This window comes from Rhodococcus sp. NPDC127593 (genome assembly GCF_042671975.1).
GTDB lineage: Bacteria > Actinomycetota > Actinomycetes > Mycobacteriales > Mycobacteriaceae > Rhodococcus_F.
On sequence record NZ_JBHXWI010000042.1, the window covers coordinates 41,807 to 65,550 of the forward strand.

Sequence of the window (23,744 nt, forward strand, 5' to 3'; positions counted from 1 at the left end):
GTGTAGAAGCCGGTGAGGTGGTCGTGCTCCGGGTCGCCGACCCCGAGCGCCCCGGAGCGCGCGCCGGTCAGCTCGGCGGCGGCGGCCCCCCGGGGCGGGGGGGGGGCGCGGGGTGGCCCCGGGCCCCCCCCCGGGGCCCCCCCGGCTGCGCGGCCACGCCGTGCGCTCTCGACGCCACAGTCCGAGATCGTCGTCGATCTCACACACGAAAGGTATGAACCAATGTTCGCTGTTCAGTTCGATTCTCCTGGATACATCGATGTGCTCCAGGTGCGAGATATTCCAGTCCCCAGTCCGGGTGAGGGTGAAGTACTCATCGCCCTCGAAGCATCGGCGATCAATCCCGCGGACGTGAAAATTCGTAGCGGGATGATCACACCTCAGGGAAGTGCGCCGTTCACGCTCGGATACGACCTGGTGGGCACCGTCAAGGAGACGGGCCCGAATGCTGACCGATTTCTGCCCGGTGATCGGGTAATTGGTGCCTCGACGTCGGCCGTCACCGGAAACGGGACATGGTCGGAGTTCGTCTGCCTCCCGGAAACGTCCCTCGCCCGTGCCCCCGAAGGCGTCGACCCGGCCATCCTTGCCCAGTTACCCCTACCCGGCCTGACAGCGATGCAGGCCGTCGATGCTCTGCAGTTGACTCAGGGATCTGACGTGCTCGTCGCCGGAGCCGCCGGCGCGGTCGGACGTATCGCCCTGCAGCTCCTCCACCTCCGCGGACACCGCGCGCACGCGTTGGTTCGGCGGGCCGAGCAGGCGGAGTTGTTGCCGACCGGCGTAGCCGCGGAAGTACATGTCGGCTCACTGCCGGTCTCTCGCGTCGACGGAGCGATCGACACCGCCGGAATCGATCTGTCCGACGCGTTACGGCCCGGGGGGCACTACGTCACCGTTGTCCCGGGAAGCCCGCCCCACAGCGGGTCGAAGGAGAACCCGACGCTGGTGATCACTCACGAGTCGGGCCCGATGTTGCACGCACTCGCCGAACTGCTCACCGCCGGTGAGCTCGACCTTCCCGAGTCGACGACGTTCACGTTCTCAGAGATCGAGGCTGCTCACCACGAGTACGACCGCCAGCTGGGACGCCGCATCACGCTCGTCGTCTGACCGGCACGGTAGTCGCTCACCCGGGAACCAGTACAAGACCGCACTCCCGCTCCTCCGGCCGCGCCCGGTCCCACAGACCGTGTGCGGTTGCGGGTTTCGGAAACAATCACCGATACCGACATCGACCCGAAGGGCGTAGCGTTTGCACTTACTACGTCCCAGCGACGTCACCGAGTTGTTGGAGCAGGGCATTGCCCGCAGCCCACTGCCGTGCCGCCGCGTCCGGTTTCGGCGAATAGCTCCGGGTCTCCAAGCGTCGCCGCGTTCTCCGGGCTGACGACGTTCCAGTGCCCACCGAGATCAGTGAAGGATCCATGGACGACGAATCCAATCGAGCCGACCCCGCGGGCGGGCCGGCCGAACCCACCCCGGTGCCCCCGCCACCCACCAACACGACCACGCGATCGGGCGGCGGCTCGGGTCATTCGATACCGGTCCGGGGGCGAGGCAGAACCGGAAACCTGCCGGTGGAGCTGACCAGTTTCGTCGGCCGTCGCCACGAGATCGGCGAGGCGAAGAAGATGCTGTCCGCGTCCCGTCTGGTGACATTGACCGGGATCGGGGGCGTCGGGAAGACCCGGCTCGCGCTGCGAGTCGCCACCGACTCGCAGCGGGCGTTCACCGACGGGGTGTGGCTGGTCGAGCTGGGCGAGCTCTCCGATCCGGACCTGGTGACCGGTGTCGTCTCGGACGTCCTTGGACTGAGGAATCAATCGGCGGGAGCACCGTTGGTCCTACTGACCGACTACCTGGCCGATAAGCAACTGTTGCTGGTGCTGGATAACTGTGAGCACCTGCTCGAGGCGGTGGCGGCGCTGGCGGATACCGTGTTGCGGACCTGCCCGGGGACGCGCATCCTGGCAACGAGCCGGGAGTCGCTCAGACTCAGCGGGGAAGCGGTGTTACGAGTTCCGCCGATGCAGGCCCCCGACCCACGCCGCGCGTCCTCGCTTCGCGGGTTGCCCAGCTACGAATCGGTGGCGCTGTTCGTGCAACGGGCCGTCGCCGCCGTACCCACGTTCGAACTCACCGAGGACAACCAGGTGACGGTGGCGCACATCTGCGCTCGCCTGGACGGTTTGCCATTGCCGATCGAATTGGCCGCAGCCCGGCTGCGAGTCATGTCCGTGCAACAGCTTCTTGACCGCTTGACCGATCGATACCGACTCCTCACCGGCGGTAGCAGGGCCGCACCGGCACGGCAGAAGACGCTGCGGTGGTCGATCGACTGGAGCTACGAGCTGTGCACCCCGGAGGAGCAGCGCCTGTGGGCGCGGTTAGCGGTCTTCGCCTGCAGCTTCGAACTCGACGCCTGCGAAGCCATCTGCGGCGACGGTGATCGGGGCGGCGACCTCGTCGACGTTGTGACGTCACTGGTCGACAAATCGATCCTGATCCGGGAAGAGGCCGGTGACGTGGTTCGGTACCGGCTGCTGGATATCTTGAAGGAGTACGCTCAGGAAAAACTGCAGCCCACGGGCGAATACCCCAATCTGCGCAAACGATTTCAGGACTGGTACCAGCAGCTGATTCTGAGGGCCGCTAGCGACAGCATCAGTCCGCGCCAGCTGCACTGGCTCCACCATCTCGATCGGGAAAAGCCGAATCTTCGTGCTGCCCTTCAGTTCTGCGTATCCGAACCGGGGGAACTCGACGCCGGCCTGCGCATGGCGGTCGGGTTGTTCCCGTTCTGGTTCTTCCGCGGATACTTCCGTGAAGGCCGGCTCTGGCTGGATCGGCTCCTCGACGAATCCAGCACGGATCTGGCCAAAGCCCTGTATCTGGACAGTCTCTTCGCGGGAGTGCAGGGAGACGTGGCTGAAGGATTGAGCCTGATGTCCCACGCCGACTCCGTCGAGGGCCGACCCGGCGACACCTCGATGCCCGCGCTCCGGGGGCACGTCCGAGGATTCCTCGCTCTCTACAACAGCGACGCTGAATCGGCGGTGACACATTTCGAGGAGGCGATCGGCGCCGCAAAGGAAACTGAGGGTGCCGTCTTCTTTCACGTTGGGAGTCTGTTGGGTGAAGGGCTCTCCTACGTGTCGCTTGGCGACGCGTCGAAGGCACGCGTCTGCCACGAGGAGACGCTGGCCCTTGCCGGGACACTCGGCGACGTCGTTTACTGCGGACGGTCCGCGATGATTGGGGCCTGGGCGTGGTGGCGCGACGACGATCTCACCCGGGCGCGAGCGGTCATCGAGGAGGGAATCCGACAGTCGGCTCGTGCCGACGACTCGTTCGGCATCGGATGCAGCCTGCAGGCCCTGGCGTGGATCGAAGCCGGCCGGAATCCCGAGTGTGCCGCAGTCCTCCTAGGTGCCGCCGCCGCAATTTGGGGGGAGGTTGGCGGAACGATGGCCAGCTATCTCACCCGTCTGAGTTACCACGAAGACTGCGAGCAACAGGCTCGCCGGGCGCTCGGTGACCGACAGTTCGAGGAGAAGTTCCGGCATGGCAGCGTTTTGAGCGTCGGTGATGCCGTCACATACGCCTTCGATGAAATACCCAGGCCTGCAGGGCAAGCACCAGAAGTAAGCACCCTGAGCCGACGCGAACAACAAGTTGCCGAGCTCGTCGCCGAAGGACTGACCAATAGGGCCATCGCCGCAAAGCTGTTCATCTCGCCGCGCACAGCGCAGGGCCACGTCGAACGTATCCTGTCCAAACTCGGCTACACCTCGCGAACGCAGATCGCCGCCTGGCTCATCGAACAGAGACACCAGCAGAGTCCCAACCCCGAGGCACGAACTCGCCTCTCATGACCATGCGCGGCGCAATACGCCACTCAAATACGGCCAATCACTGCACGCTGCCGCCACTGATCGCACCGACGAACCACCGGGCGACCGCGACCGATCGCCCACACTGTGCGTCTCTTCTCTTGTCAGGTGGGTGGACGAGCGATACCATCACGATTACCAAAACTGGAAATAAATTTCGAAAGTAGGAAATCTTGAAGGTCCAGCGAATTGCCGTGATCGGCGCAGGTCCCGCCGGGCTCAGTGCCGCCAAACACCTCATCGGGCGGGGCTTCGACGTCACCGTCTACGAGAAGGGGTCCGAGCTCGGCGGGCTCTGGGTATACGAGAACGACAACGGGATCGGCGCCGCATACCAGTCGCTGCGGATCAACTCCGAAGCGAGGGACACCGGTTACCGCGACTTTCCGATACCCGCGGAGGCATCCCTGTTCCCCACTCACTATGAGATGAGGGCTTACTTCAACGCCTACGCTGACCACTTCGGTTTGCGTCAGCACATCGTGGTCAACACGGCGGTCGACAGCGTCGAGCCCGTAGCAGCAGCACCCGGCGCCCCGCGCTGGAAGCTGAAGCTGAGCGATGGCGCGGAACCCGAATTCGACCGTGTGGTGGTAGCGAACGGACACCAGTCGATCCCGAGCCACCCCCCGTTCGCAGCCGACTTCACAGGTGAATACCTGCATTCACGTGACTACCGGGTCCCGGATCGGTTCGCCGGAAAGAAGGTTCTCGTAGTCGGGACCGGAAACAGCGGCCTGGACATCGCTGCGGATGTCTGCATTGTGACGGACCGGACGGTGCTGGCCGCCCGCTCTCCCGTTCTGATCATGCCTCGGATGATGTTCGGTGCTCCGTTGTCACGTTTTCTGGCGAAGGTGGAGCGACCCTGGCTGCCTTGGCCGCTGGCGCGCCGGGTCCGAGAACTGGTCACGCTGGTCACGCACGGGCGGATGGAGCAGTGGGGCTTCACGACACCGAAAACCCGGACGCACCCGGCCAGTCACCCCACCGTGATGTCCCATATCGCGTGGAACCGAATCGACGTTCGTCCCGGAACAAGCAGCGCCGAAGGGACTACCGTTCGATTCGACGATGGAACGGAAGAGGATTTCGACGCCGTGATCGCCGCGACCGGTTACCGGTTCGACATCCCGTTCCTCAGTAGCGAGGTGTCGCCGATCAACGGTGGACGCATCGACCTGTACCGACGGGCCGTGTCGCCAAGTTGGCCTGGCCTCTACTTCGTTGGGCTGTTCGACGTCAGCGGCGGCGCCAATATCCGGATGATCGATATCCAGAGCCGTTGGCTCGCCGCTGTCATCTCCGGAGACGTCGACCTTCCCGACGAGGCCGCGATGCGGCTGGCGATCGCTGAAGAACACCAGCAGATGGCTCGGCTGTATCCGTCGGGGCGGCGGTACGGACTCGAGTTGGACCCACGTGAGTACGGTCTCGCCGTTCGTGAAGACCTCGCGAAGGCGAACGAGAAAGCCGCTGCATCGGCTCCGATCCCGCAAGCCGTCTGATCGGTTGTGCCTCAACCGATACGAATTAATCGCGGTGTCACCGAGAAGCTGAGGAACGAGATGAGCCACCCCGTAGTAGCCGTCAATCACGTGAGCGTGCCAGCTCGTGAACTGGGTGAATCAGTGCGCTTCTATAAAGACTTTCTCCATCTCGAGCAGGTCCCGTCCCCCACCTTCGCAGTTCCGACCGCGTGGTTCTCGGTCGGTGACAGGACCCTTCATGTATACGAGTACGGGCCGACAACGGACGCAAGCTATATTCACCACTTTGCGCTGGAGGTAAGCGATTTCATGGGCTTGTACGATCACGCGACGAACCTGGGAATCAAAGAAAGCGGATTTCTCAGCACCATATATGAGCTTCCAGATGGCGGGGTCCAGATGTATGTGCGGGATCCGGCGGACAACCTCATCGAATTGGTTTGCCGTGACCGGTCGACAGTAGACCGTGCCCGAATTCCCGAATACAAAGTACTTGCCGACACCATCTCACAAAAACCGGCGTCAGAAGGCGCGCGCATGTTCAATTACCGCTGACCGTCCGTCGTTCAATCCAATCGTGTCGAGAGTCGCGTCTCACGCCGGCGACGCTGTTGGAATCCGCCGACTGATCGGCAAGACGTGGTCTCGAGACGTTCTGAACGAAAGGGTCAACCGATGCAGGTCCACAAAGCTCTCGCCCAAGGGCTGATCGACCATGGGGTCAAGACATTGTTCGGCCTGATGGGCGACGGAAACCTCTACCTGGCGAACCACTACTCCTCGATCCCTGGAGCCACATACATCGCATCGGCGCACGAGGCCGGCGCCGTGTTGATGGCCAATGGCTACGCCAGCGTCTCAGGAGAGGTCGGCGTGGCGACCGTCACCCACGGTCCAGGATTGGCCAACGCACTTCCGCCTTTGATCGACAGCGTGCGGAGTCGCATGCCGATTGTGTTGATCTGCGGCGACACCGCAGCCGGTGACCGAACCACCCTGCAAGACATCGCACAAAGAGAATTGGTTCTTCCGACAGGGGCCGGTTTCGAACAGGTACGGCGCCCCGAGACCGCTGTTCAGAATTTGCGCGAGGCCTTGCGGCGAGCCACCGCAGAACGCAGACCAATCGTTCTCAACGTACCGGTGGACTTCATGTGGAAAGAGGTTGACTACCGACATGACCCTCTGCCGCCTGCGGACCGGAACACCACACTGGACCCTGACGCGATGGACCAAGCGGTCGGAATTGTTGCTGCTGCCGAGCGGCCGATTGTCCTGGCCGGCCGCGGAGCGGCGACGCCGAGCGCTCGGGCAGCCATCTGCCGGCTTGCCGAGCGACTCGGCGCGCCGGTCGCAACCACCTTACGAGGAAAGTCCCTATTTTTGGCGGACCCAGGGGCGCTGGGAGTATTCGGCACACTCTCCACCTCCGCGGCGCTGGACCAGATCGGCAAGAGCGATTGCGTCATCGCGTTCGGTGCGAGCCTGAATTCCTGGACCACGGATTCAGGGCCCTCCTGAACGGAAAGCGAGTCGTGCATTGCGATACCGATCCACAGGCGATCAGGCGACACATCGATGTCGATGCTGCTGTGCTGGGCGACGCTGCGACGATCGCGCACGCGATCATCGAGTATCTCGATGAGGCAGAGGTCCCTGCCCGCCGGTTTCGGGAAGACTGGATCGAGAAGTCTGCTGATCTCGAGGACTACGAGATCCCACCGTCTCCCGCTTCTCTCGAGGGGAATATCCCATTCCACGAGACCGTGCGAGCAATCGACCGATTGATACCCGAGGACCGAGTGGTCGTAGTCGATGCCGGTCGCTTCATGTTTGCAGGCTATAAGCTGCTCCATGTTTCTGACCCCCATTCACTGGTGCATACCTGCAACTTCGGTGCGATCGGCCTGGGCATGGGGAACGCGATTGGAGCCGCGCTCGCCGCGCAGGGCCGGCCCGTATTCCTCGTCTGTGGAGACGGCGGCTTCATGCTCGGTGGAATCACTGAATTCGTCAGCGCCGTACAAAACGGGATCGACTTGATTGTCATGGTCCTGAACGACTCGTCGTATGGTGCCGAGCACATTCAGTTTCGTAACCGGGACATGGATCCCTCCCGGACACTGTTCCGGTGGCCGGATCTCTCGGCGCTTGCAATTGCCCTCGGGGGCGAGGGAGTCACGATGCGAGTTCCGGACGATCTCACATCGGTGGAGAAAGCTATTGTCAACCGCACACGACCGCTCCTGATCGAGGTCAAGCTCGACCCCGACGACGTGCCGACCGAGTGATCGAAGCTATAAGCCGGTCGATGCTCGACTGGTGGGCGTCACCTACCGCAGTACCTGGAGCTGTTGGTGCATGAACGTCGACGAACTCGCCGCACTGCAGCTTCAACACCCCTACAGGAGAGAAATACCGATGAAGATCGTCTACACCACCGAAGCCCTCGTGACCGGAGAAGGCCGCAACGGCCATGCCCGCACGTCCGACGGCCGGCTCGACCTGAACCTTGCGATGCCTACCGAGATGGGTGGGTCCGGCGATGGCACCAACCCCGAGCAGTTGTTCGCCGCCGGATACGCGGCATGCTTCCACTCCGCACTCCAGCTGGTCGCCCGTGAGGCGAAGGCGAATGTCGCCGACTCGGCCGTCGGCGCCCGTGTCGGCATCGGCTCGACGGACGGCGGCGGATTCGGTCTCGCCGTCACCCTCGAGGTCTCCCTCCCCCACCTGCCCCGCGCCGAGGCACTCGAGCTGACCGAGAAGGCGCACCAGGTGTGCCCCTACTCCAACGCCACCCGCGGCAACATCGACGTCACCCTCGCGGTCACCGAAGACTGAGAAACCCCGACGGGCGTCGGCGTGGTCGACGTCGTTGCTCCCGCATCGGCACCCGCTCCCGATGCGGCAGCAACACAGGATCACACGACGATCATCGGCGACATCGTGTTCGATCTGGTGGCACCGCTGGGACTTTCGTGGCAGGAAGTCTGGGAGCTGCTCGCCCACCATTGTCGCCGGGGATTGGTCGCAACACTAAGTCGAGTCTCAAATTTCCAGGGTCGAATACCGTTATGGGTGTGGGTAGTTCGGCATATGCAGGTGTCGACGTCGGTCCAATGTAGCTGATGCGCAGTCATCGACGGGGCAGTCGAGGACATCTGCGCGTGAGAGAAGATTTGTCATGGCGCGGATCGCCGAGATCCGGGGCGCCGATCTGCTGAATTCGTTGCGGATCAGTATGATTGGCACCGTTCTGTACGTATGCCGGGTTGGTCATGGGCGTGGTTGTGGCGGCACGAGCGGATGCGAAGGCCCGCCGCCAAGTCGGGATCGCGAGCGTCTGACGCGGACCTGGGGCGAGGTCAGGGCGAGGTCAGATCGCCCCGAAGGGCGCGGCGCAGCGCCTGGATGCGTTGCGCCCATGCCTGACGGGTGCGCTCCGCCCCGGGAGCCAACTGGTCGAATCCGTGGTACGCGCCGGGGTGGACGTGCAGCTCCAGGGATACTCCTGCTGTCGCCAATGCATTTGCGAACCGCAGGTTTTCGGGGAGGAAGAGATCGAGCGAGCCGACGTCGAGGAAGGTCGGCGGCATGCCTGTCAGATCCGTCGCGCGCGCCGCGGCGGCGTCGGCGGGGACCTCGGTCCCTCCTGCCGTAACGCCGAGGATGTGACGCCACGCTTCGATGTTGTGTTCGCTGTCCCAGACGCCGAGCGCCGGCTGAGCGCCTTGCTCGCCGGTGCGGTCGTCGAGCATGGGCGCCGCCAATGCGAGGAGCGCGATGCGCGGGTCTCTGCGGTGGCGCCAACGCAGGGCGAGCGCCGCTGCGAGCCCTCCGCCGCCGCTGACGCCGTAGACGGCAACTCTGTCCGGGTCGATCCCCAGTGTGTGGCCCGATTCCATCAACCAGGTCAGTGCTGCCGTGCAATCGTCGATTGCGGCCGGGTAGGGGTACTCCGGGGCCAACCGGTAGTCGATGGAGACCGTGGTGGCCCCAGTGCCCGCGGCGAGTTGTGCCGCATATGCGTCCTCGGCCTCGATGCTGCCCATGACCATTCCTCCGCCATGGATGTAGAGCAGTCCGCCCTCGCAGCGGTCTTCGGTAGGTTGGTAGATCCGCGCCCGAACCGTCGAACCCGGCTCCAGAACGACGTCGCTCCGGACGACTCCAGGCTGCTCGGTAGGGGCCGTGACGCTCATGCCCAGCCGGTCGTACAGCCGACGCCTTTCTTTCAGGTCGGCGACGCTCAGGAAACCGCGTGGTCCGAGAGAATCACGCAGCGTCGCCAGCTGTCGACGCATCTGCGGGTCTATCCGGTGTGCCTCCGGAATGTCGGTGTCGCTGGGTGCCCTCATGTTTCAGCGCCGCGCCGCTTTTGCGGCAGACTTCGTGGCAGTCGCGCCGGCGGGCCCGCTACCGGGGGTGGCGGTGCCAGGCGAAACCAGCTTGGCGAGGTCGTTGACGCCGAGATCGTCTTGGATCTCCGCAGCGGTCCGCTGGCTCTGCTCGATCAGCTCGTCTTCCCGGTCGGTGTCGAGGCCTGCACTGAGCGCAGAAACGTGGATCGCAGCCACCATCGCCCCCGCAGCGTCGCGAACCGGAACAGCGATTCCAAAGATTCCCGGATAGCCCTCCTCTCGGCTGACAGACAGTCCACGCTGCCGGATCCGATCGAACTCGGCTTCCAGCAATTCCGGTTCGGTGATCGTCGTGGATGTCAACCGACGTTGCGGACGCGCAAGCACCCGCGCGCGCAAGTCATCCTCATATGCGGCATACAGTTTTCCGACCGCGGTCGCATGCAGCGCCAGGGAATCGCCGATCCTGATGTTGACCGACACGGGCTGCGTCCCGCGAAAACGATCCACGTACACGATCCGATCGCCGACCCGTACCGCCAGGTACACGTCGTTGCCCAGCGTCTTGGCGAGACGTTCGAGATGCCGCCGCCCGAGCGTACGTACTTCGAGCGAATTCATTATCTTGATGCCGACTCGAACAGCTCTCGGTCCGACCGTGTAGCGGAGATCGTCTGTGGCCGCGATAATTTCGGCGGCGAGCATCGTCTGCAGCAGGTTGTGAGTGCTGCTGACCGGCGCACCGACCGCCTGGCTGATCTCGGTGAGCCGCAGCCCGTCAGGTGCATCGACGAGTGCGTCGAGGACATCGAATGTCCTCAAGAATCGATCCGGGTTCATACCTTGACCTCCTGATCTGTTGAGGCGATCGAGCCAGATGCGAGCAGCGCGTCGATCCTTGCTTCATCTATACCCGCTTCGCGGAGCACCTCCACCGAGTGCTGTCCCGGTTCCGCCACGCCGCGCCGCACCTGTGTGGGCGTGCGACTGAATCGGGGAGCCGGGGCAGGCTGAGTGATGTCGTCAACCTTGACAAATGCATTCCTCGACACGTTGTGACGATGACTGGGCGCTTCCAGCATGGACAGGACCGGAGTGACGCACGAGTCGGTGTCCTCCAGCAGCGCCGTCCACGCGTCGCGGGTCCGCGTCCGGAAGACCTCTGCGAACACTTCGCGTAGCGCCGGCCACTGACTACGGTCCCACTGATCGGGCAGATCGCGGCCATCGAGCCCAAGCGCCGAGAGTAGGTTCGCGTAGAACTTCGGTTCCATGGCGGCCACCGCGACATACTTGTCGTCGGATGTGGCGTACACGCTGTAGAAGTGGGCGCCGCCGTCGTTCATGTTCGACTCCCTGTCGTGGTCCCACATGCCACGCCCGGACAGCTCGTACATCATTGTCATCAGCAGCGCCGAGCCCTCGGCCATCGACGCATCCACCACCTGGCCCTGTCCCGAGTTCCTCGCTTCGAGCATCGCTGCGACCATGCCGAATGCGAGGAGCAGGCCGCCACCGCCGAAGTCGCCGATGAGGTTCAACGGCACCGTGGGCGCCTGATCTCGGCCGCCGATGTGGTGCAGCACGCCAGCGACCGCAATGTAGTTCAGGTCGTGACCGGCGCGCTGGGCCAGGTCGCCATCCTGGCCCCATCCGGTCATTCTCCCGAAGACCAGGCGCGGGTTTCGAGCCAGACACACCTCCGGCCCCAAGCCCAGGCGTTCCATGACTCCAGGCCGGTATCCCTCGATCAGTCCGTCCGCGTTCTTCAGCAGTTCGAGCACCGTATCGATCCCATCGGGGGACTTGAGGTCGACAGCCACCGAGCGGCGCCCCCGGCCGAGCCCCCCGGTGGTCATTCGGACCAAGTCGTCCGGTGTGCCGCCATCCGCGGAAGGTACCCGGTCGATGGTGATCACATCAGCTCCCAAGTCGCTCAGTAAGAGAGCGACGAAGGGCGTCGGTCCGATGCCTGCAAACTCGACCACACTGATCCCCGCCAACGGACCCATACTTGAACTCCCATCACTCAACTGTTCATTTTACTACATAAAAACGGATTCGAATTCGATATCTCGAAAGCATGGATCCTTGGGTCAATCTCGAAGCATGCTCACCGCGGCCCCATCCTGATCGCGCCGTCGAGCCGGATCACCTCACCATTGAGCATCGAATTCTCGATCACGTGCTGCACGAGACCTGCATACTCATCGGGTTTGCCGAGCCGACTCGGGTGTGGAACCTGCGCCCCCACCGAGGCGCGCACCTCATCCGCGACTCCCGCGAACATCGGAGTTTCGAACAAACCGGGGGCAATGGTGACGACGCGGATCTGGTGCCGGGCGAGCTCCCTCGCGGCCGGCAGCGTCATTCCTACGACTCCGCTCTTGGAGGCCGCGTAGGCCACTTGGCCAACCTGCCCCTCATATGCGGCGATCGAAGCAGTGCAGACCACCACGCCTCGGTCTCCGTCGGTCTGCGCATGCTCACTCATCGCGGAAGCAGCTTGCGCGATGAGGGCATAGGTTCCGCCGAGATTCACAGCCACCGTCTGGGCGAACAGCTCCCCCTTGTCGCTGCGCGGGCCCACAAGACTCCCGCTGGTCGCAATTCCAGCGGCGGCCACCGCGATCCGCAGCGGAGCAAGCTCCCGTGCCGTCTGCATGGCAGCGCCCACGTCGTCCCAATTCGTCACATCCCCGGGTACGAAAACGGCGGCGCCACCCAACTCTGCGGCGAGCGCCGCGCCTGCCTCCTCCGACCGGGGGAGGTCGAGTAGCACTACGCTCGCGCCGGCTCGGGCCAACCGGCGAGCGGCAGCCGCGCCCAGCCCCGACGCTCCCCCGCTGATCACTGCGGAGCAACCTGCAATCTTCATCTCATGTCTCCTGAGGCACGTTCGGTGGTTCGGAAGTCGCCCAGATCGGCTCGGCGGATCATGTCCCAGAAGTCGACCACCTTGAATGGGTTGTTGACCACGACGCGTCCCTTGGAGTTGCGGTAGTAGACGTCCATCCCGGGGTGGGACCACACCATCCGGGAGTGCGCGTCATCAACTTTGCGGTTGTAGTCGTCATAGACGTCCTGGCTGCACTCCACGGAGTCCAGGTCTTTGGTGATCATCTGATTCATCAGATCGACGATGTAATTCATCTGGAGCTCCATCATGGAGATGAGGCTTCCACCGTGTCCGAACTGGGTGTTGGGACCGTACAGGCAAAAAAAGTTGGGGAAGTCCGGAACCGCGACGCCGAGATAGGCACGCGCGTCGTCACCGTCCCAGGCCGCCTCGAGTGTGCGGCCGCTGCGGCCCGTGATCCGCATGGGAGCGAGGAATCTGACGACATCGAATCCCGTTGCGAACAACAGAACGTCGACTGGATGTGTGAGGCCGTCCGTGGTGAGGACGCACTGATCCTGGATCTCGGCGATCGGTGTCGTCTGCAAGTGGACGTCGTCGCGGGCCAGCGTGGCGAACCAGCGGTTGTCGAGCAGCATTCGCTTTCCGAAGGGCGGATAGGTCGGCAACACATCGCCGAGCATCTCCAACTGCCCGTCGAGCTCCTTGACCAGGTATCGGGTGAGGAAACGCCGGTGGCCGTCGTTCATCGCATTGATCGACCGATGCTGGTGCGGCCATTGAGCATCTCTCTGCAATCCGTCGTGGCCGCGGTCGTTGAAGATCCAGGTCAGCCGGAGCCGATACCACGACCGGTACAGCGGGACCTCAGCCATGAGGTAGCGGATCGGCTCTGGAACATCGACCTTGAATTTTTCGAACGGGGCGGCCCACTGTGGCGACCGCTGGAATACCGTGACCGACTCGGCGGCATCGGCGATCGCGGGAACCAGCTGCATCGCGCTCGCCCCGTTGCCGATCACTCCTACCCGCCGGCCTGCGACGTCCAGGTCCTCGGGCCACCGCGCGGTGTGGACCATGGGCCCGGTGAACGAATCGGTGCCCGGGATCGAGGGGATCTTCGGCTTGTTGAAGGCGCCGACTGCGCTGATCACGATCGCGGCAGTGGTGGTCGATCGGTGACCGTCCTGGTCGATCAGATCCAGTGTCCACCGCCGGGTGTCGTCATCCCAGGTGGCGCCCTCGACCTCGATGCCGAACCTGATGTTCGGGCGAATTCCGAACCGGTCGGCAATCTGTTGGAAGTAACCGTGCAACTCGTCCCGCGAGGCGAACCAGCGGGACCAGTCGTGCCGCGCGAACGAGAACGAGTACAGGTGACTCGGTGTGTCGACACCGCATCCCGGGTAGCGGTTCTCCAGCCATGTTCCGCCGACTTCGTCGTTCCGCTCGAGCACGGTGTAGGAAATGCCCATTTCGCCCAGCCGGTAGGCGGCGCAGAGGCCCGACGCGCCGGCGCCGATGACGATGGCGTCGAAGCCTGGCGGCGGGACCATCGGGGGAGCCTCGTTCGTCTCGCCTGCGCCGACCTGCAATTCGTGGTTGGCCATGTCGGCATACCTGTGGGGCACGTGCTCCCCGACCGAGACGCGCAACATCTCGATCAGCTGGTCGGGTGACAGTTGCGGAACCGCGAGGGAACCGCTTCTGCCCCAATTCAGGATCGCCTCTGCTGCTGCGTGTCGAATCTCGTCCTGGAGCGACTGTTCGAGCCCGGCTGTGTCGTTGTCGCTGAGCCCCCGTACAGGGGTAGGCAGGTAGGGTTCGGCCAACCAACGCTGCTCCCCTGTCATCTGGAACAGCACCATCAGCAAGGTCGGCACGTTGGCCACCGCCACAGCCTCGCGGATCTTTCGTTCGTCCAGCCGCGAGGTCTCCCCCTCGACGTCGGTGTTCGTCACTCTGTGTACTCCTTTGTGTTATTGGACGACGCCCACACTTCTTTGGCTTCGTCCAGCAAAGCGTTTCGAATGAGCTTCCCCGTCAAGGTTCGAGGTAACTCGTTATGCCTCATCACGATTCGGCCAGGAACTTTGTAGGAGGCGATGTGATGGCGGCAGTAGTCCACCAGCGCGGCCTCGTCTGTGACGGCTGAGCCGTCGACGCGGACGAACCCGATGGGGACCTGATCCTTGTCGCTGTCGTCGACCCCCACGACCGCCGCCTCCAAGACCTCGTCGTGAGTGAGCAAGAAGTCCTCCACCTCGAGCGGGGAGACGTTGATGCCACCGGTCCGGATCATCTCCGAGGCACGGCCGGCGAAGTGCAGCCTGCCGTCGTCGTCGAGTTGCCCGAGGTCACCGGTGCGGAAGGCGCCGTGTTCGGTGAACGCAACGGCGGACTCATCCGGCTGGTCGAGATAGCCGGATGAGACGAAGCCGGACACTGTGATCTCGCCGACCTTCCCGGCGGGCAGTTCGGCGCCGGTCTCCGGGTCGATGATCGAAACCAGGTTTCCCGTCAGCGGCGGGCCCTGGGTCGAGCACTTCATATCGAGTGGCCAGTCATGCGGTGTGACCGTGGCGCCGCCGTACATTTCCGTCGACCCGTATGCGTTGCAGATGTCGGTCACGCCGAGTTCCTCTGCGGCGGCACGGACATCGGCGTCCGGGCCGATTGTCATCCCCCGTTGCAGACTCGCGGTGCGGGCGCGGGAGAACTCGGGGTTCGCCAGCAGGCTACGGGTGATGGAGGGCAACGTGTAGATGGCAGTGCACTGGTGCCGCTCGATCTGCTCGAGGATCCCGCCCGCATCGAAGGTCTCCTGGAGGACGATCGTGCAACCGGTGACGAGGGCGACCATCAGTGCGTTGGCCCCGCCGTAACTCCAGAAGAGCGGGACGGGCACCACGATTCGGTCCTCGGGTGTGATCCCCATCCGCTCGGCGACCTCGCGGGCGTGGTCGATGGCATCGTGTTGTCCGAGCCGGACGGCTTTCGGCCTCGATGTCGAACCCGATGTGTAGAGAACCAGATCGGTGCCATCGGTGTCGGTCTCGACGTTGGGGACGGCGCTGCCGCGACGATGTTCGCCCAGGGCTCGGAACGCATACGCCCCCTCGGGGACCCGGTTTCCGATGATCACCACACCGCGCAGTGCGGGGTAGGTCGCGGAACGCCAACCTGGCCCGGCGGCACTCCACGCTTCGGGGACGAGCTCGCGGATCGTGGGCATCAGGTCGGTCGGGCCGAATCCATCTACTGTGATGAGCACCTCGCAGCGCGAGTGTGTGAGTAGGTGATCGAGATCCCACCGCCGCGACCAGGTCGCGAAGGCCGCCACGGTGGCTCCGACCGTTATCGCGGCATAGGTAGCGACGAGCCACTCCCTGCGGTTCGTGCACAGCAGACCGACCCGGGTTCCCGGGCCGACTCCGATCGCGCGCAGCCCAGCCGCAGTCGCCGCCACGGACTCCGCGAGTTGACTGTGGCTGAGCTCTCCCTGCTCGTCGATGACGGCGGGCTGGGAGCGGCGTTGCCGTGAGGTGTCCTGAATGATCTCGGAAATCGACGCGGGCAACGGAGTGTCTGGGGCGTTCATCGGTTCCTCCTGCGTGCAGCGCGACGGCGCGCGGCCACTGCGGCCGCATGCACCGTCTCCACCAGAGACGGATGTGGGTGGATGGTGGCCACCAAATCTTCGGCGCGGCAGGAAGTCTCGACTGCGACTGCGGCCTGGGCGATGAGATCACACGCGCTGGGGCCGACCATGTGTACCCCGAGCACCACGTCGGTCTCCGCGTCGACGACGATCTTCACCATCCCGTCGGCCTCGCCGAGCACCACAGCCCGCCCGGAGGTGGCGAACGAGCTACGGCCCACTACTACCTCGTACCCTTGCTCCTCGGCCTGCTCCGCCGTCAGCCCCACGGCCGCGATTTCAGGGTCGGTGAACGCGATGAGCGGCACCTGCGCGTCGAAGGCGCTCGGCAGCCCGGAGATCGCCTCGGCGGCCACGACTCCCTCGGCCATCGCCTTGTGGGCGAGCGCGGGTCCTGTGGTGATGTCCCCGATGGCGAATACGTGGGGCAGCGCGGTCCTGCACTGCGCGTCCACGGGGATGTGTCCGGTCTCAGTCACTGTGAGTCCCAGCCTGTCGAGCTGCAGGTCGCCGGTGACCGGGCCGCGGCCCACGGCGACCAGGATCGCGTGCGCGGGCACCTGGTCGTCTGTGCCGTCCCTGCGGACCAGCAAGTTGTCGGCCTGGACTCCGACGGCGGTCGTGCCGAGGCGGATGTCGATCCCCAGCTCGCCCGCGCGCTCGGTGACCACCTGCACCAGGTCGGGGTCGAATCCCGCGAGCAACCTGTCGGTGGCCTCGACAACGGTGACACGAGTGCCGAAATGGGCGAACGCCATGCCCAGTTCCATCCCGACGTAGCCGCCTCCCACAACTACGAGCGAGGGCGGCACCTCGTCGAAGGCGAGCACTCCCGTCGAGTCGAACACCCGGATCCCATCGACGGGCAGAGCCGCGAGCTCCACCGGTTGGGAGCCGGTGGCCAGGATCGCCTGCTCGAACCGAAAGTGCTGGACGTGATCACCGCTCTCGACCGAGATCCGGTGCTCATCGAGAAAGAACGCGGTGCCGGACACCACCCGCACCCGGCCCAGAGTGGCGCTGACGCCCCCGACCAGCCGGTCGACGACCTGCTTTCGCCAGGCCTGCAGACCGGAAAGGTCGATTCTGGACTGCAGCTGTGGTCCCTGGACGGGAAGTCGTGCGCTACGAGCAAGGTCGTGCGCGGCGGTCGTGAAGACCTTCGAGGGGATGCATCCGACATTCAGACACACCCCACCGAGATCGCTCCGTTCGACGAGCAGAACCTCTTTGCCCAGCTCCGCGGCCCGGGCGGCGGCCGTGTAGCCTCCGGGGCCACCACCCACCACCAGCACCTCGACCGGCTCGGCCATCTCTCCTACAACCATGTCATCCTTCCTCGACGAGAAGCTGCACCGGCGCCTCTAACAGCGTGATCAGTGCCTGGCAGAAGCCGATCACGACGTCGCCGTCGACCAGCCTGTGGTCGGCGGAGTACGAGATCGGCAGCAACGTACGTGCGACAATTTCGCCGTCACGGACGACGGCCTGCGGGGTAGCGCGCCCGAAGCCCAGGATGCCGCCCTCGGGTGCGCGGATGATGGGCGTACCGAAGTTCCCGCCGAGCGGCCCGTGATTGCTGATGGTGAACGTGCCCTCCTGCATCTGCTCGATCGCCACCGTTCGGGTCCGTGCTGCGGCGGTGAGGGCCTCCACCTCGCGCGCGATGGCCAGCAGCGGCTTCCGATCGGCATCCTTGACCACCGGAATGACCAGGCCGTCAGGGGTATTGACGGCAAATCCGACATTTCGCCGTGCCCGCACGATGATTTCCTGGGCTGCGTCATCGAAACTGGCGTTGGCCATGGGGAACTGGGCCAGCGCGAGCGCCGTGGCCTTCACCAGGAACGGGGTCAGGGTGAGGCCGATTCCCTTGGCCTCGGCTCTGGGCAGCAGCGTCTTGCGCAGGGCGAGTAGATCCCCCACGTCCGCGTGGTGCATCGCGACAGTGTGCGGGATGTCGCGGAGTGCACGGACCATCGCCTCCGCGGTACGCCGGCGCAACCCCCGGACCGGTATTCGCTGGTCTTCTGTGAGACCGGCCGGCTGGTGGGTCCCGGACTCCGGAATCGAACGCTCTGTGGCTGCCGCAGTCGCCGCCCCCGCGGGGCCGGCCTCCTCCTGCGATGCTCCGTGAGCGGCAGCGCGAACGTCGTCGTCATTGATGCGTCCTCCGGGCCCTGTGCCCACCAGACCCTCGAGGCTCACACCGACCTCCCTGGCGAGCCGCCGGGTCGACGGTGTTGCCAGTGGCCGCTTCTGCGCACCGGATCCGTTTGCACTCTGGGGAGTGTGATTGGCCGAGCCGGCCGGCGGCGCGCCTGCCTCGCCGTCAATGGACTGCGCCGGCTCGGCCGGCGTGGGGGCCGAGCCATCGGCGATCACGATGAGACGTTCTCCGACCCGGACCATGGCGCCCTCTGGTGCACAGAGCTCGGCGACCTGGCCGGTCGCCGGGGAAGGCATTTCTACCAGCGCCTTATCGGTTTCGATCTCGGCGACGGGCTGGTCCTCGACGACCTGATCTCCCGGGCCGACGAGCCATCGGACTATTTCCGCCTCTGCGATGCCTTCGCCGATATCGGGCAAGTGAAAGGTATAAGACATGTATCGATCCTCAGAAGTCGACGGCAGCGCGGATCGCGCGCAAGATTCGCCTCGCGTCGGGGATGTAGTGATCCTCGAGCTGGGGCATGGGAAACGGGATGTCATATCCGCCGACGCGGGTGACCGGGGCTTCGAGGTGCAGAAAAGCCTCTTCGGCGACGGTAGCGGCGACCTCGCCAGCAAACCCGCCGGTGTAGGGAGCCTCCTGAACAACGATTGCTCGGCCGGTGCGCGCCACAGCCTCACGTATGGTGTCGCAATCGAGCGGGACAAGTGAGCGCAGGTCGATGACTTGCACATCGATACCCTGCTCAGCGGCAGCAGTCGCGGCCTCCATTGCGACCTGGACCATCGCGCTCCACGCGATGACGGTGACATCGGTCCCCTCACGCGCGATGCGCGCCTTACCGAACGGGACGAGGTGGTCACCGTCGGGAACGTCGTCCCGCACAAGCCGGTAGCCACGGAGCGGCTCGAGGACAAAGATCGGATCCGGATCCCGAATTGCTGTGGCCAGCAACCCCTTCATGTCCGCTGCCGTCGCGGGGGCAACCAGCCGCATCCCGGGGTTGTGGGCGAAGAGCGCTTCGAAGGCGTCGGAATGCAGTTCTGGGGTGCGTACGCCACCTCCGAAGGGCGCGCGAATGGTCACCGGCATTGTCAGAGCACCGTTTGTGCGATAGCGCATCCGGGCGAGCTGATTGCCTAGCTGATGGAACCCCTGCTGAGTGAAGCCGAGAAACTGCATTTCGACGACGGGCACCAGGCCAGAGCCGGCGAGCCCGACGGCGGCCCCGATTATCCCCGCCTCACTGGTCGGCATGTCGAAGACGCGGTCCGCCCCGAACTCCGTCTGCAACCGGTCCGTCGCCCGGAAGACGCCGCCCGACTTCCCGACATCCTCGCCGAGCAGGACAACCCGTTCGTCGCGGCGCATCTCTGCCTCGAGCGTGCTGCGCACCGCTTCCACCATGTTCATGCCAGTCATCGGTTCTCCTCGATACTCGTACGCAGTTCCTCCTGCTGGCGACGTAGTCGCATATCGGGCTCTGCGTAGAGGTGCTGCAGCATCTGCCCGGGGTCGGGCGGCGGCGTGGCATCGAACTCGGCAACTGCCGTGGCAATCTGGTCGTCGCACCAGGCGATCGTGTCGGCGTCAGCGGTGTCGTCCCACTGTCCGAGGCCGACGAGGTAGGCCCGGAACCGGTGGATCGGATCAACCTCAGCTGCCCGCTCGTCGAAGTCGGCGGGTCGGTAGCGCTTGGGGTCGTCGGCTGTCGAATGGGCGCCGAGCCGATGGCATCGCGCCTCGATCAGTGTCGGGCCGTCGCCGGCCTCGGCACGGGCCCGCGCATCCGCGACGGCCGTGTAGACCGCGAGCACATCATTACCGTCGACTGCGATCCCTGGGAATCCGTAACCTGCTGCGCGCGACGCCACGGACTCTGCGGCCGACTGCTCATGCCACGGGATCGAGATGGCCCAGCCATTGTTCTGGCACACCATGACGAGCGGCGTGCGTTTGACGCCTGCGATATTGCACGCTTCGTGAAAGTCGCCCTCATTGGAGGCGCCGTCGCCGAACTGGGTCAGTACCACGCCCGGCTTGCCCTGCAGTCGCATTCCCCATGCGAGCCCGACCGCATGAGGCAGGTGCGCGCCAAGCGCGACCTGCTGCGGCCACAACCGGCCGTGGGACGGCAGGGCCGAGCCTGCGGGGTGCCCCATCCGCTGCAGAAGGTAGGTAGATAGCGGCAACCCCCAGTGCAGCATCGTGAGTTGTTCACGGTACTGGGGCACGAAGTGGTCTACTTCGGCATCCATCGCGTATGCCGTGCCGACCGCGGCGGCCTCCTGCCCGGACAAGGGTGGGTAGGTACCGAGTTTCCCCCTGCGCTGCAAGGAAATTGCCTTTTGGTCCAGGCGGCGTCCAAGCATCATCAGGCGCAGCATCGCACGCAGGCGCTCCGGCTCGATCTGCGGCGGCTCACCGACCAGCATTCCGTTCTCGTCGAGTATCCGCACAGGCGTCAGCACGTGCGCTGACGCCGTGGCATTCGACGTGTTTGTACCGTTCATGACGTCCTTTTCTGCCGTCGGGGGAAGGGTGTCCGCGATGGCGGTCAGCACTCGCCCCATCCGCGTCCTGGTCGGCCGCGTCTTGCCGGCGGCACTGCTCCCCTCCGAAAGCAGACCGCGGCGATGATCTTCGCAAATTCGAAATCGAATTCCTAACATCGAAAAGTGTCGTCGCTCAGGTACGCCATGTCAACCCTCATTTCTTTCGCAGCACCCCCACATCGGCCCCATGTGGCACCACATGCCAGCGAGCCGGAGGCCCGTGGACCTCCGGCTTACCGACTAGCTATCGACCCAGCGCGCCTGCATGATTCGGCCCGAACAGCAAGGGGCCATATGCATCCCGGTGCCTCCACGAACAGCAAGGAGACCGAACCCGGTGAGGTAAAGGCATGAACGTGTGTACATGCCGATAAGGCTCGCGATTGCGCGGCGAGTGTGACGGCGGTGATCTACGTGCTTCACTACCTGCATTTCCTACGCAGGTATGCCCCCCCCGTGGGCCCAGCGAAGCATGCCCTGGGTTCAGCCTGGCCCCGCACGCACGAACCTATTTCCCTGCCAGCGCTTCGATCGCGCCGTCGTAGCAGCGGCGTGCTGCCTCGGCTGGTTCGATTCGGGCAAGTTCGTCCGAAATCACCTCGACAGACACCGGCGCGGTCACACCGCCCTCGGTCACGGCGTCGACGAAACCGTCGAGGTCGAAGTCACCGGTGCCCGGCACCGCCCGATGGTGAAGGGTCTCCACCAAGAAGTCAGGATCGGCGGGATCCTTTGGACCGTCGTTGATCTGGATCATCGTGACTCGTCGAGACGGAATCGACCGCAGCATCTCCAGGTCGTTGGCTCCGCGCGTGTGGTGCCACGAATCGACGCAGAGGCCGGCATTGTCCCGGCCGGACTGCTCGATGATCGCGAGAGCCGTGCCCGCGTCCGGAATATTGGTCGTGGGCACGAACTCGAGAGCGATCTGCAGCCCGACGTCGGCTGCACGGTCGCAGAGCGATGCGAATCGCTCCACGACGTCGGGCTCGAGATCCGTTCGGTCGAATGCCCCGACAGCTTGCAAGTGCCGTGCGCCGAAAAGTTCGGCCATGGCCCAAAACTCGTTCAGGTCGTCCGGGGTGGTGTACACGAGCCCACCGCCAAAGGGCACGCCGGTCTCGGCGGTGGGAACGGCAAACCCGAATACTGCTTCGAGTTCGACGATCTCCAGGCCGTTGTCGACCACGACGGCCTGGATCTCCTTCGGGCTCATCTCCTCTGCGACGACCCGACGGTACGTGTCCAGGCTGATGCCCAGCGCATCGAAACCGGCGGCCGCCGCCACCTCGACGCGTTCTCGAAAGCTGGCCGTCGTCACAGTGGTCATGTTGGCCAGCACCACATACTGCTGGCGACCATTCACCTCGATCATTCCCGTACCCGCTACCGAAGAACCGGTTCGGGGGCGCCGGCCGCGGACCCGCTGATCGACCATTTCTCGACGTCACCGCTTCGAGAGAGCGGTGGTTCCTTGTGCCAGACGCCATCCTTCATGATGCCGGTGAAGGTCGACTGATTCTGCAGGATCGCGATGTCCTCCAATGGGTCACCGTCGAGAACCAGCAGGTCAGCGAGGTAACCGGCCTTGATGCAACCCAAATCGTCTGGTTGGAGCATGAGCTCGCCACCGAGGCGGGTCGCGGACTCGATGGCCTCCATCGGGCTGAACTCCAGGAAGTTGACGAAATGCTCCAGGTCCCGGGCATTGTTGCCCATCGGGTTCCAGGGCACGAAGTAGTCGCCGCCGGGCAACACTCGAACTCCACGCTTCTTGAGCTCGATCATGTTCGCGATCAGGCTCTCCAGCTGTTCGTCGAGACCCATCGAAGCAGTGACTTCCGGGGTCAGCCCCCAGTCGCCGGCCTCGTACCTCGACGTGTGGAGGAAGCCGAAGGCCGGGGCCACGAAGTGTTTGTCCTTGTTCTCGGCCACCAGGTCGAGACCTTCCTCGTCGGTGAAATCGGCATGGAAGATGATCTCGATGCCGTGGCGGACGCACATCTTCACCGATTCCGCGCTTCGGGCGTGTGCCGCCACGCGTTTTCCGCGAGCATGGGCCACCTGGCACGTGGCGGCGACCTCCTCGTCGGTCATGGTGGTCATGCGGCCTTTGGCGTATGGAATGAACTCGTCACCAGAGATGTCGAGCTTCATATGGTCGACGCCTTCACGCATGTACCACCGCGTCGTCTGGCGGAATTGATCCACGCCATCGCAGACATGCTCGACGGATTGCCGATGCATGTGCGGCAGCCGGACATCGCCGACTCCTCCGGTGACGGTCAGCTCGGGGGATGCGACCAGCATGCGCGGTCCGATCAGGTTGCCCGCGTTGATTTCGTTCCGGACCACCAGGTCCAGTCGCGGCTTCGCCGATGCGGCGCACAGAATGCTGGTGAACCCCTGATCCAGCATCAGCCGTGCGTTGCGAGCAGTGAGCAACGTGTGCTCCTCGACCGGCAGATCGCCCATTTTGGCAAGGTCGATCTCGGGAAGGAAGCTCGGATGCGAGTGAGCATCGATCAGTCCCGGCATGACCGTCGCGCCGCCGACGTCGATGACTGTGGCGTCGGGGCCCTGCCCGTTCCCGGTCCCCTCGGCAGCGACACTGACGATCCGCTGCCCTTCGATCACGATTTCGGCGAGATACGGCTCTGCCCCCGTCCCATCGATCAGCCGTGCGTTGCGAAGCTTGATCGTCACTTTTTTCTCCTTCTCAGCCTCGAGGAATCCAGGATTGGT

At 64.5% G+C, this 23,744-nt stretch carries 19 protein-coding genes and 1 pseudogene; 7 read left to right on the plus strand and 13 right to left on the minus strand.

Annotation, left to right across the window (positions count from 1 at the left end; translation table 11 throughout):
* Window positions 1–222 precede the first annotated feature (222 nt).
* From ACFVJ3_RS32975 to ACFVJ3_RS33005, 7 genes are all read left to right on the plus strand, one after another.
* Complete coding sequence (locus ACFVJ3_RS32975; protein ID WP_378456061.1) at window positions 223–1,113, plus strand: NADP-dependent oxidoreductase; 891 nt, start codon at window positions 223–225, stop codon at window positions 1,111–1,113.
* Window positions 1,114–1,427: 314 nt separating this feature from the next.
* Window positions 1,428–3,878 (plus strand): ATP-binding protein, encoded by a 2,451-nt coding sequence (locus tag ACFVJ3_RS32980; protein ID WP_378456062.1) that lies wholly within the window; start codon window positions 1,428–1,430, stop codon window positions 3,876–3,878.
* A gap of 191 nt (window positions 3,879–4,069) precedes the next feature.
* On the plus strand, window positions 4,070–5,404 hold the full coding sequence (locus ACFVJ3_RS32985) for a flavin-containing monooxygenase (protein ID WP_378456063.1): 1,335 nt from the start codon (window positions 4,070–4,072) through the stop codon (window positions 5,402–5,404).
* 60 nt (window positions 5,405–5,464) lie between these two features.
* Window positions 5,465–5,941, plus strand: a complete 477-nt coding sequence (locus ACFVJ3_RS32990) for a VOC family protein (RefSeq protein WP_378456064.1) — start codon at window positions 5,465–5,467, stop codon at window positions 5,939–5,941.
* Window positions 5,942–6,061: 120 nt separating this feature from the next.
* The gene (locus ACFVJ3_RS32995; RefSeq protein WP_378456065.1) at window positions 6,062–6,907 is read left to right on the plus strand and encodes a thiamine pyrophosphate-binding protein; all 846 of its coding nucleotides are present in this window, start codon (window positions 6,062–6,064) and stop codon (window positions 6,905–6,907) included.
* A 14-nt stretch (window positions 6,908–6,921) separates the two neighbouring features.
* Entirely contained in the window at window positions 6,922–7,677 is a 756-nt protein-coding gene (locus ACFVJ3_RS33000) for a thiamine pyrophosphate-dependent enzyme (protein WP_378456066.1), read from the plus strand.
* A 130-nt stretch (window positions 7,678–7,807) separates the two neighbouring features.
* Complete coding sequence (locus tag ACFVJ3_RS33005) at window positions 7,808–8,230, plus strand: organic hydroperoxide resistance protein (RefSeq protein ID WP_378456115.1); 423 nt, start codon at window positions 7,808–7,810, stop codon at window positions 8,228–8,230.
* A gap of 524 nt (window positions 8,231–8,754) precedes the next feature.
* On the opposite strand, the gene ACFVJ3_RS33010 is transcribed toward ACFVJ3_RS33005, so the two are convergent.
* The 13 genes and pseudogenes from ACFVJ3_RS33010 to ACFVJ3_RS33070 all read right to left on the minus strand — a co-directional run bounded on the left by ACFVJ3_RS33010 (window position 8,755) and on the right by ACFVJ3_RS33070 (window position 23,705).
* On the minus strand, window positions 8,755–9,747 hold the full coding sequence (locus ACFVJ3_RS33010; RefSeq protein WP_378456067.1) for an alpha/beta hydrolase: 993 nt from the start codon (window positions 9,745–9,747) through the stop codon (window positions 8,755–8,757).
* A 3-nt stretch (window positions 9,748–9,750) separates the two neighbouring features.
* A complete protein-coding gene (locus ACFVJ3_RS33015; RefSeq protein WP_378456116.1) occupies window positions 9,751–10,455 on the minus strand; it encodes an IclR family transcriptional regulator in 705 nt (234 codons plus the stop codon).
* Between the two features lie 3 nt (window positions 10,456–10,458).
* Window positions 10,459–10,590: pseudogene (locus ACFVJ3_RS33020) on the minus strand (helix-turn-helix domain-containing protein); the annotation flags it as partial.
* The gene (locus ACFVJ3_RS33025; RefSeq protein ID WP_378456068.1) at window positions 10,587–11,762 is read right to left on the minus strand and encodes a CaiB/BaiF CoA transferase family protein; all 1,176 of its coding nucleotides are present in this window, start codon (window positions 11,760–11,762) and stop codon (window positions 10,587–10,589) included. The pseudogene ACFVJ3_RS33020 and the gene ACFVJ3_RS33025, both read right to left, overlap by 4 nt.
* 101 nt (window positions 11,763–11,863) lie before the next feature.
* A complete protein-coding gene (locus ACFVJ3_RS33030; RefSeq protein ID WP_378456069.1) occupies window positions 11,864–12,628 on the minus strand; it encodes an SDR family NAD(P)-dependent oxidoreductase in 765 nt (254 codons plus the stop codon).
* Window positions 12,625–14,571, minus strand: coding sequence for a flavin-containing monooxygenase (locus tag ACFVJ3_RS33035; protein WP_378456070.1), 1,947 nt, complete (start codon window positions 14,569–14,571; stop codon window positions 12,625–12,627). Before ACFVJ3_RS33035 ends, ACFVJ3_RS33030 begins: the two co-directional genes overlap by 4 nt.
* A complete protein-coding gene (locus tag ACFVJ3_RS33040) occupies window positions 14,568–16,211 on the minus strand; it encodes a class I adenylate-forming enzyme family protein (RefSeq protein ID WP_378456071.1) in 1,644 nt (547 codons plus the stop codon). The genes ACFVJ3_RS33035 and ACFVJ3_RS33040 overlap by 4 nt, the downstream gene beginning before the upstream one ends.
* Entirely contained in the window at window positions 16,208–17,599 is a 1,392-nt protein-coding gene (gene lpdA / locus ACFVJ3_RS33045) for a dihydrolipoyl dehydrogenase (protein ID WP_378456072.1), read from the minus strand. Before lpdA ends, ACFVJ3_RS33040 begins: the two co-directional genes overlap by 4 nt.
* 1 nt (window position 17,600) lies before the next feature.
* A complete protein-coding gene (locus ACFVJ3_RS33050) occupies window positions 17,601–18,878 on the minus strand; it encodes a dihydrolipoamide acetyltransferase family protein (protein WP_378456073.1) in 1,278 nt (425 codons plus the stop codon).
* 10 nt (window positions 18,879–18,888) lie between these two features.
* Window positions 18,889–19,866 (minus strand): alpha-ketoacid dehydrogenase subunit beta, encoded by a 978-nt coding sequence (locus tag ACFVJ3_RS33055; protein WP_378456074.1) that lies wholly within the window; start codon window positions 19,864–19,866, stop codon window positions 18,889–18,891.
* Window positions 19,863–20,879 (minus strand): thiamine pyrophosphate-dependent enzyme, encoded by a 1,017-nt coding sequence (locus ACFVJ3_RS33060; protein ID WP_378456075.1) that lies wholly within the window; start codon window positions 20,877–20,879, stop codon window positions 19,863–19,865. Before ACFVJ3_RS33060 ends, ACFVJ3_RS33055 begins: the two co-directional genes overlap by 4 nt.
* A gap of 628 nt (window positions 20,880–21,507) precedes the next feature.
* Window positions 21,508–22,374, minus strand: coding sequence for a sugar phosphate isomerase/epimerase family protein (locus ACFVJ3_RS33065; protein WP_378456076.1), 867 nt, complete (start codon window positions 22,372–22,374; stop codon window positions 21,508–21,510).
* An 11-nt stretch (window positions 22,375–22,385) separates the two neighbouring features.
* Window positions 22,386–23,705: an amidohydrolase family protein gene (locus tag ACFVJ3_RS33070; protein WP_378456077.1), complete on the minus strand. Its 1,320-nt coding sequence runs from the start codon at window positions 23,703–23,705 to the stop codon at window positions 22,386–22,388.
* Between the last annotated feature and the right edge of the window lie 39 nt (window positions 23,706–23,744).

What these genes read in the sequence shown, in the direction of transcription:
- ACFVJ3_RS32975 (WP_378456061.1), top strand. Translation starts at nt 223, where the DNA reads ATGTTCGCTGTTCAGTTCGATTCTCCTGGATACATCGATGTGCTCCAG.
- ACFVJ3_RS33025 (WP_378456068.1), bottom strand. Translation starts at nt 11,762, where the DNA reads ATGGGTCCGTTGGCGGGGATCAGTGTGGTCGAGTTTGCAGGCATCGGA.
- ACFVJ3_RS33055 (WP_378456074.1), bottom strand. Translation starts at nt 19,866, where the DNA reads ATGACTGGCATGAACATGGTGGAAGCGGTGCGCAGCACGCTCGAGGCA.
- ACFVJ3_RS33060 (WP_378456075.1), bottom strand. Translation starts at nt 20,879, where the DNA reads ATGCTGGTCGGTGAGCCGCCGCAGATCGAGCCGGAGCGCCTGCGTGCG.
- ACFVJ3_RS32990 (WP_378456064.1), top strand. Translation starts at nt 5,465, where the DNA reads ATGAGCCACCCCGTAGTAGCCGTCAATCACGTGAGCGTGCCAGCTCGT.
- ACFVJ3_RS32980 (WP_378456062.1), top strand. Translation starts at nt 1,428, where the DNA reads ATGGACGACGAATCCAATCGAGCCGACCCCGCGGGCGGGCCGGCCGAA.
- ACFVJ3_RS33040 (WP_378456071.1), bottom strand. Translation starts at nt 16,211, where the DNA reads ATGAACGCCCCAGACACTCCGTTGCCCGCGTCGATTTCCGAGATCATT.
- ACFVJ3_RS32995 (WP_378456065.1), top strand. Translation starts at nt 6,062, where the DNA reads ATGCAGGTCCACAAAGCTCTCGCCCAAGGGCTGATCGACCATGGGGTC.
- ACFVJ3_RS33030 (WP_378456069.1), bottom strand. Translation starts at nt 12,628, where the DNA reads ATGAAGATTGCAGGTTGCTCCGCAGTGATCAGCGGGGGAGCGTCGGGG.
- ACFVJ3_RS33010 (WP_378456067.1), bottom strand. Translation starts at nt 9,747, where the DNA reads ATGAGGGCACCCAGCGACACCGACATTCCGGAGGCACACCGGATAGAC.
- ACFVJ3_RS33065 (WP_378456076.1), bottom strand. Translation starts at nt 22,374, where the DNA reads ATGATCGAGGTGAATGGTCGCCAGCAGTATGTGGTGCTGGCCAACATG.
- lpdA (WP_378456072.1), bottom strand. Translation starts at nt 17,599, where the DNA reads ATGGTTGTAGGAGAGATGGCCGAGCCGGTCGAGGTGCTGGTGGTGGGT.
- ACFVJ3_RS33005 (WP_378456115.1), top strand. Translation starts at nt 7,808, where the DNA reads ATGAAGATCGTCTACACCACCGAAGCCCTCGTGACCGGAGAAGGCCGC.
- ACFVJ3_RS33015 (WP_378456116.1), bottom strand. Translation starts at nt 10,455, where the DNA reads ATGCTCGCCGCCGAAATTATCGCGGCCACAGACGATCTCCGCTACACG.
- ACFVJ3_RS33050 (WP_378456073.1), bottom strand. Translation starts at nt 18,878, where the DNA reads ATGTCTTATACCTTTCACTTGCCCGATATCGGCGAAGGCATCGCAGAG.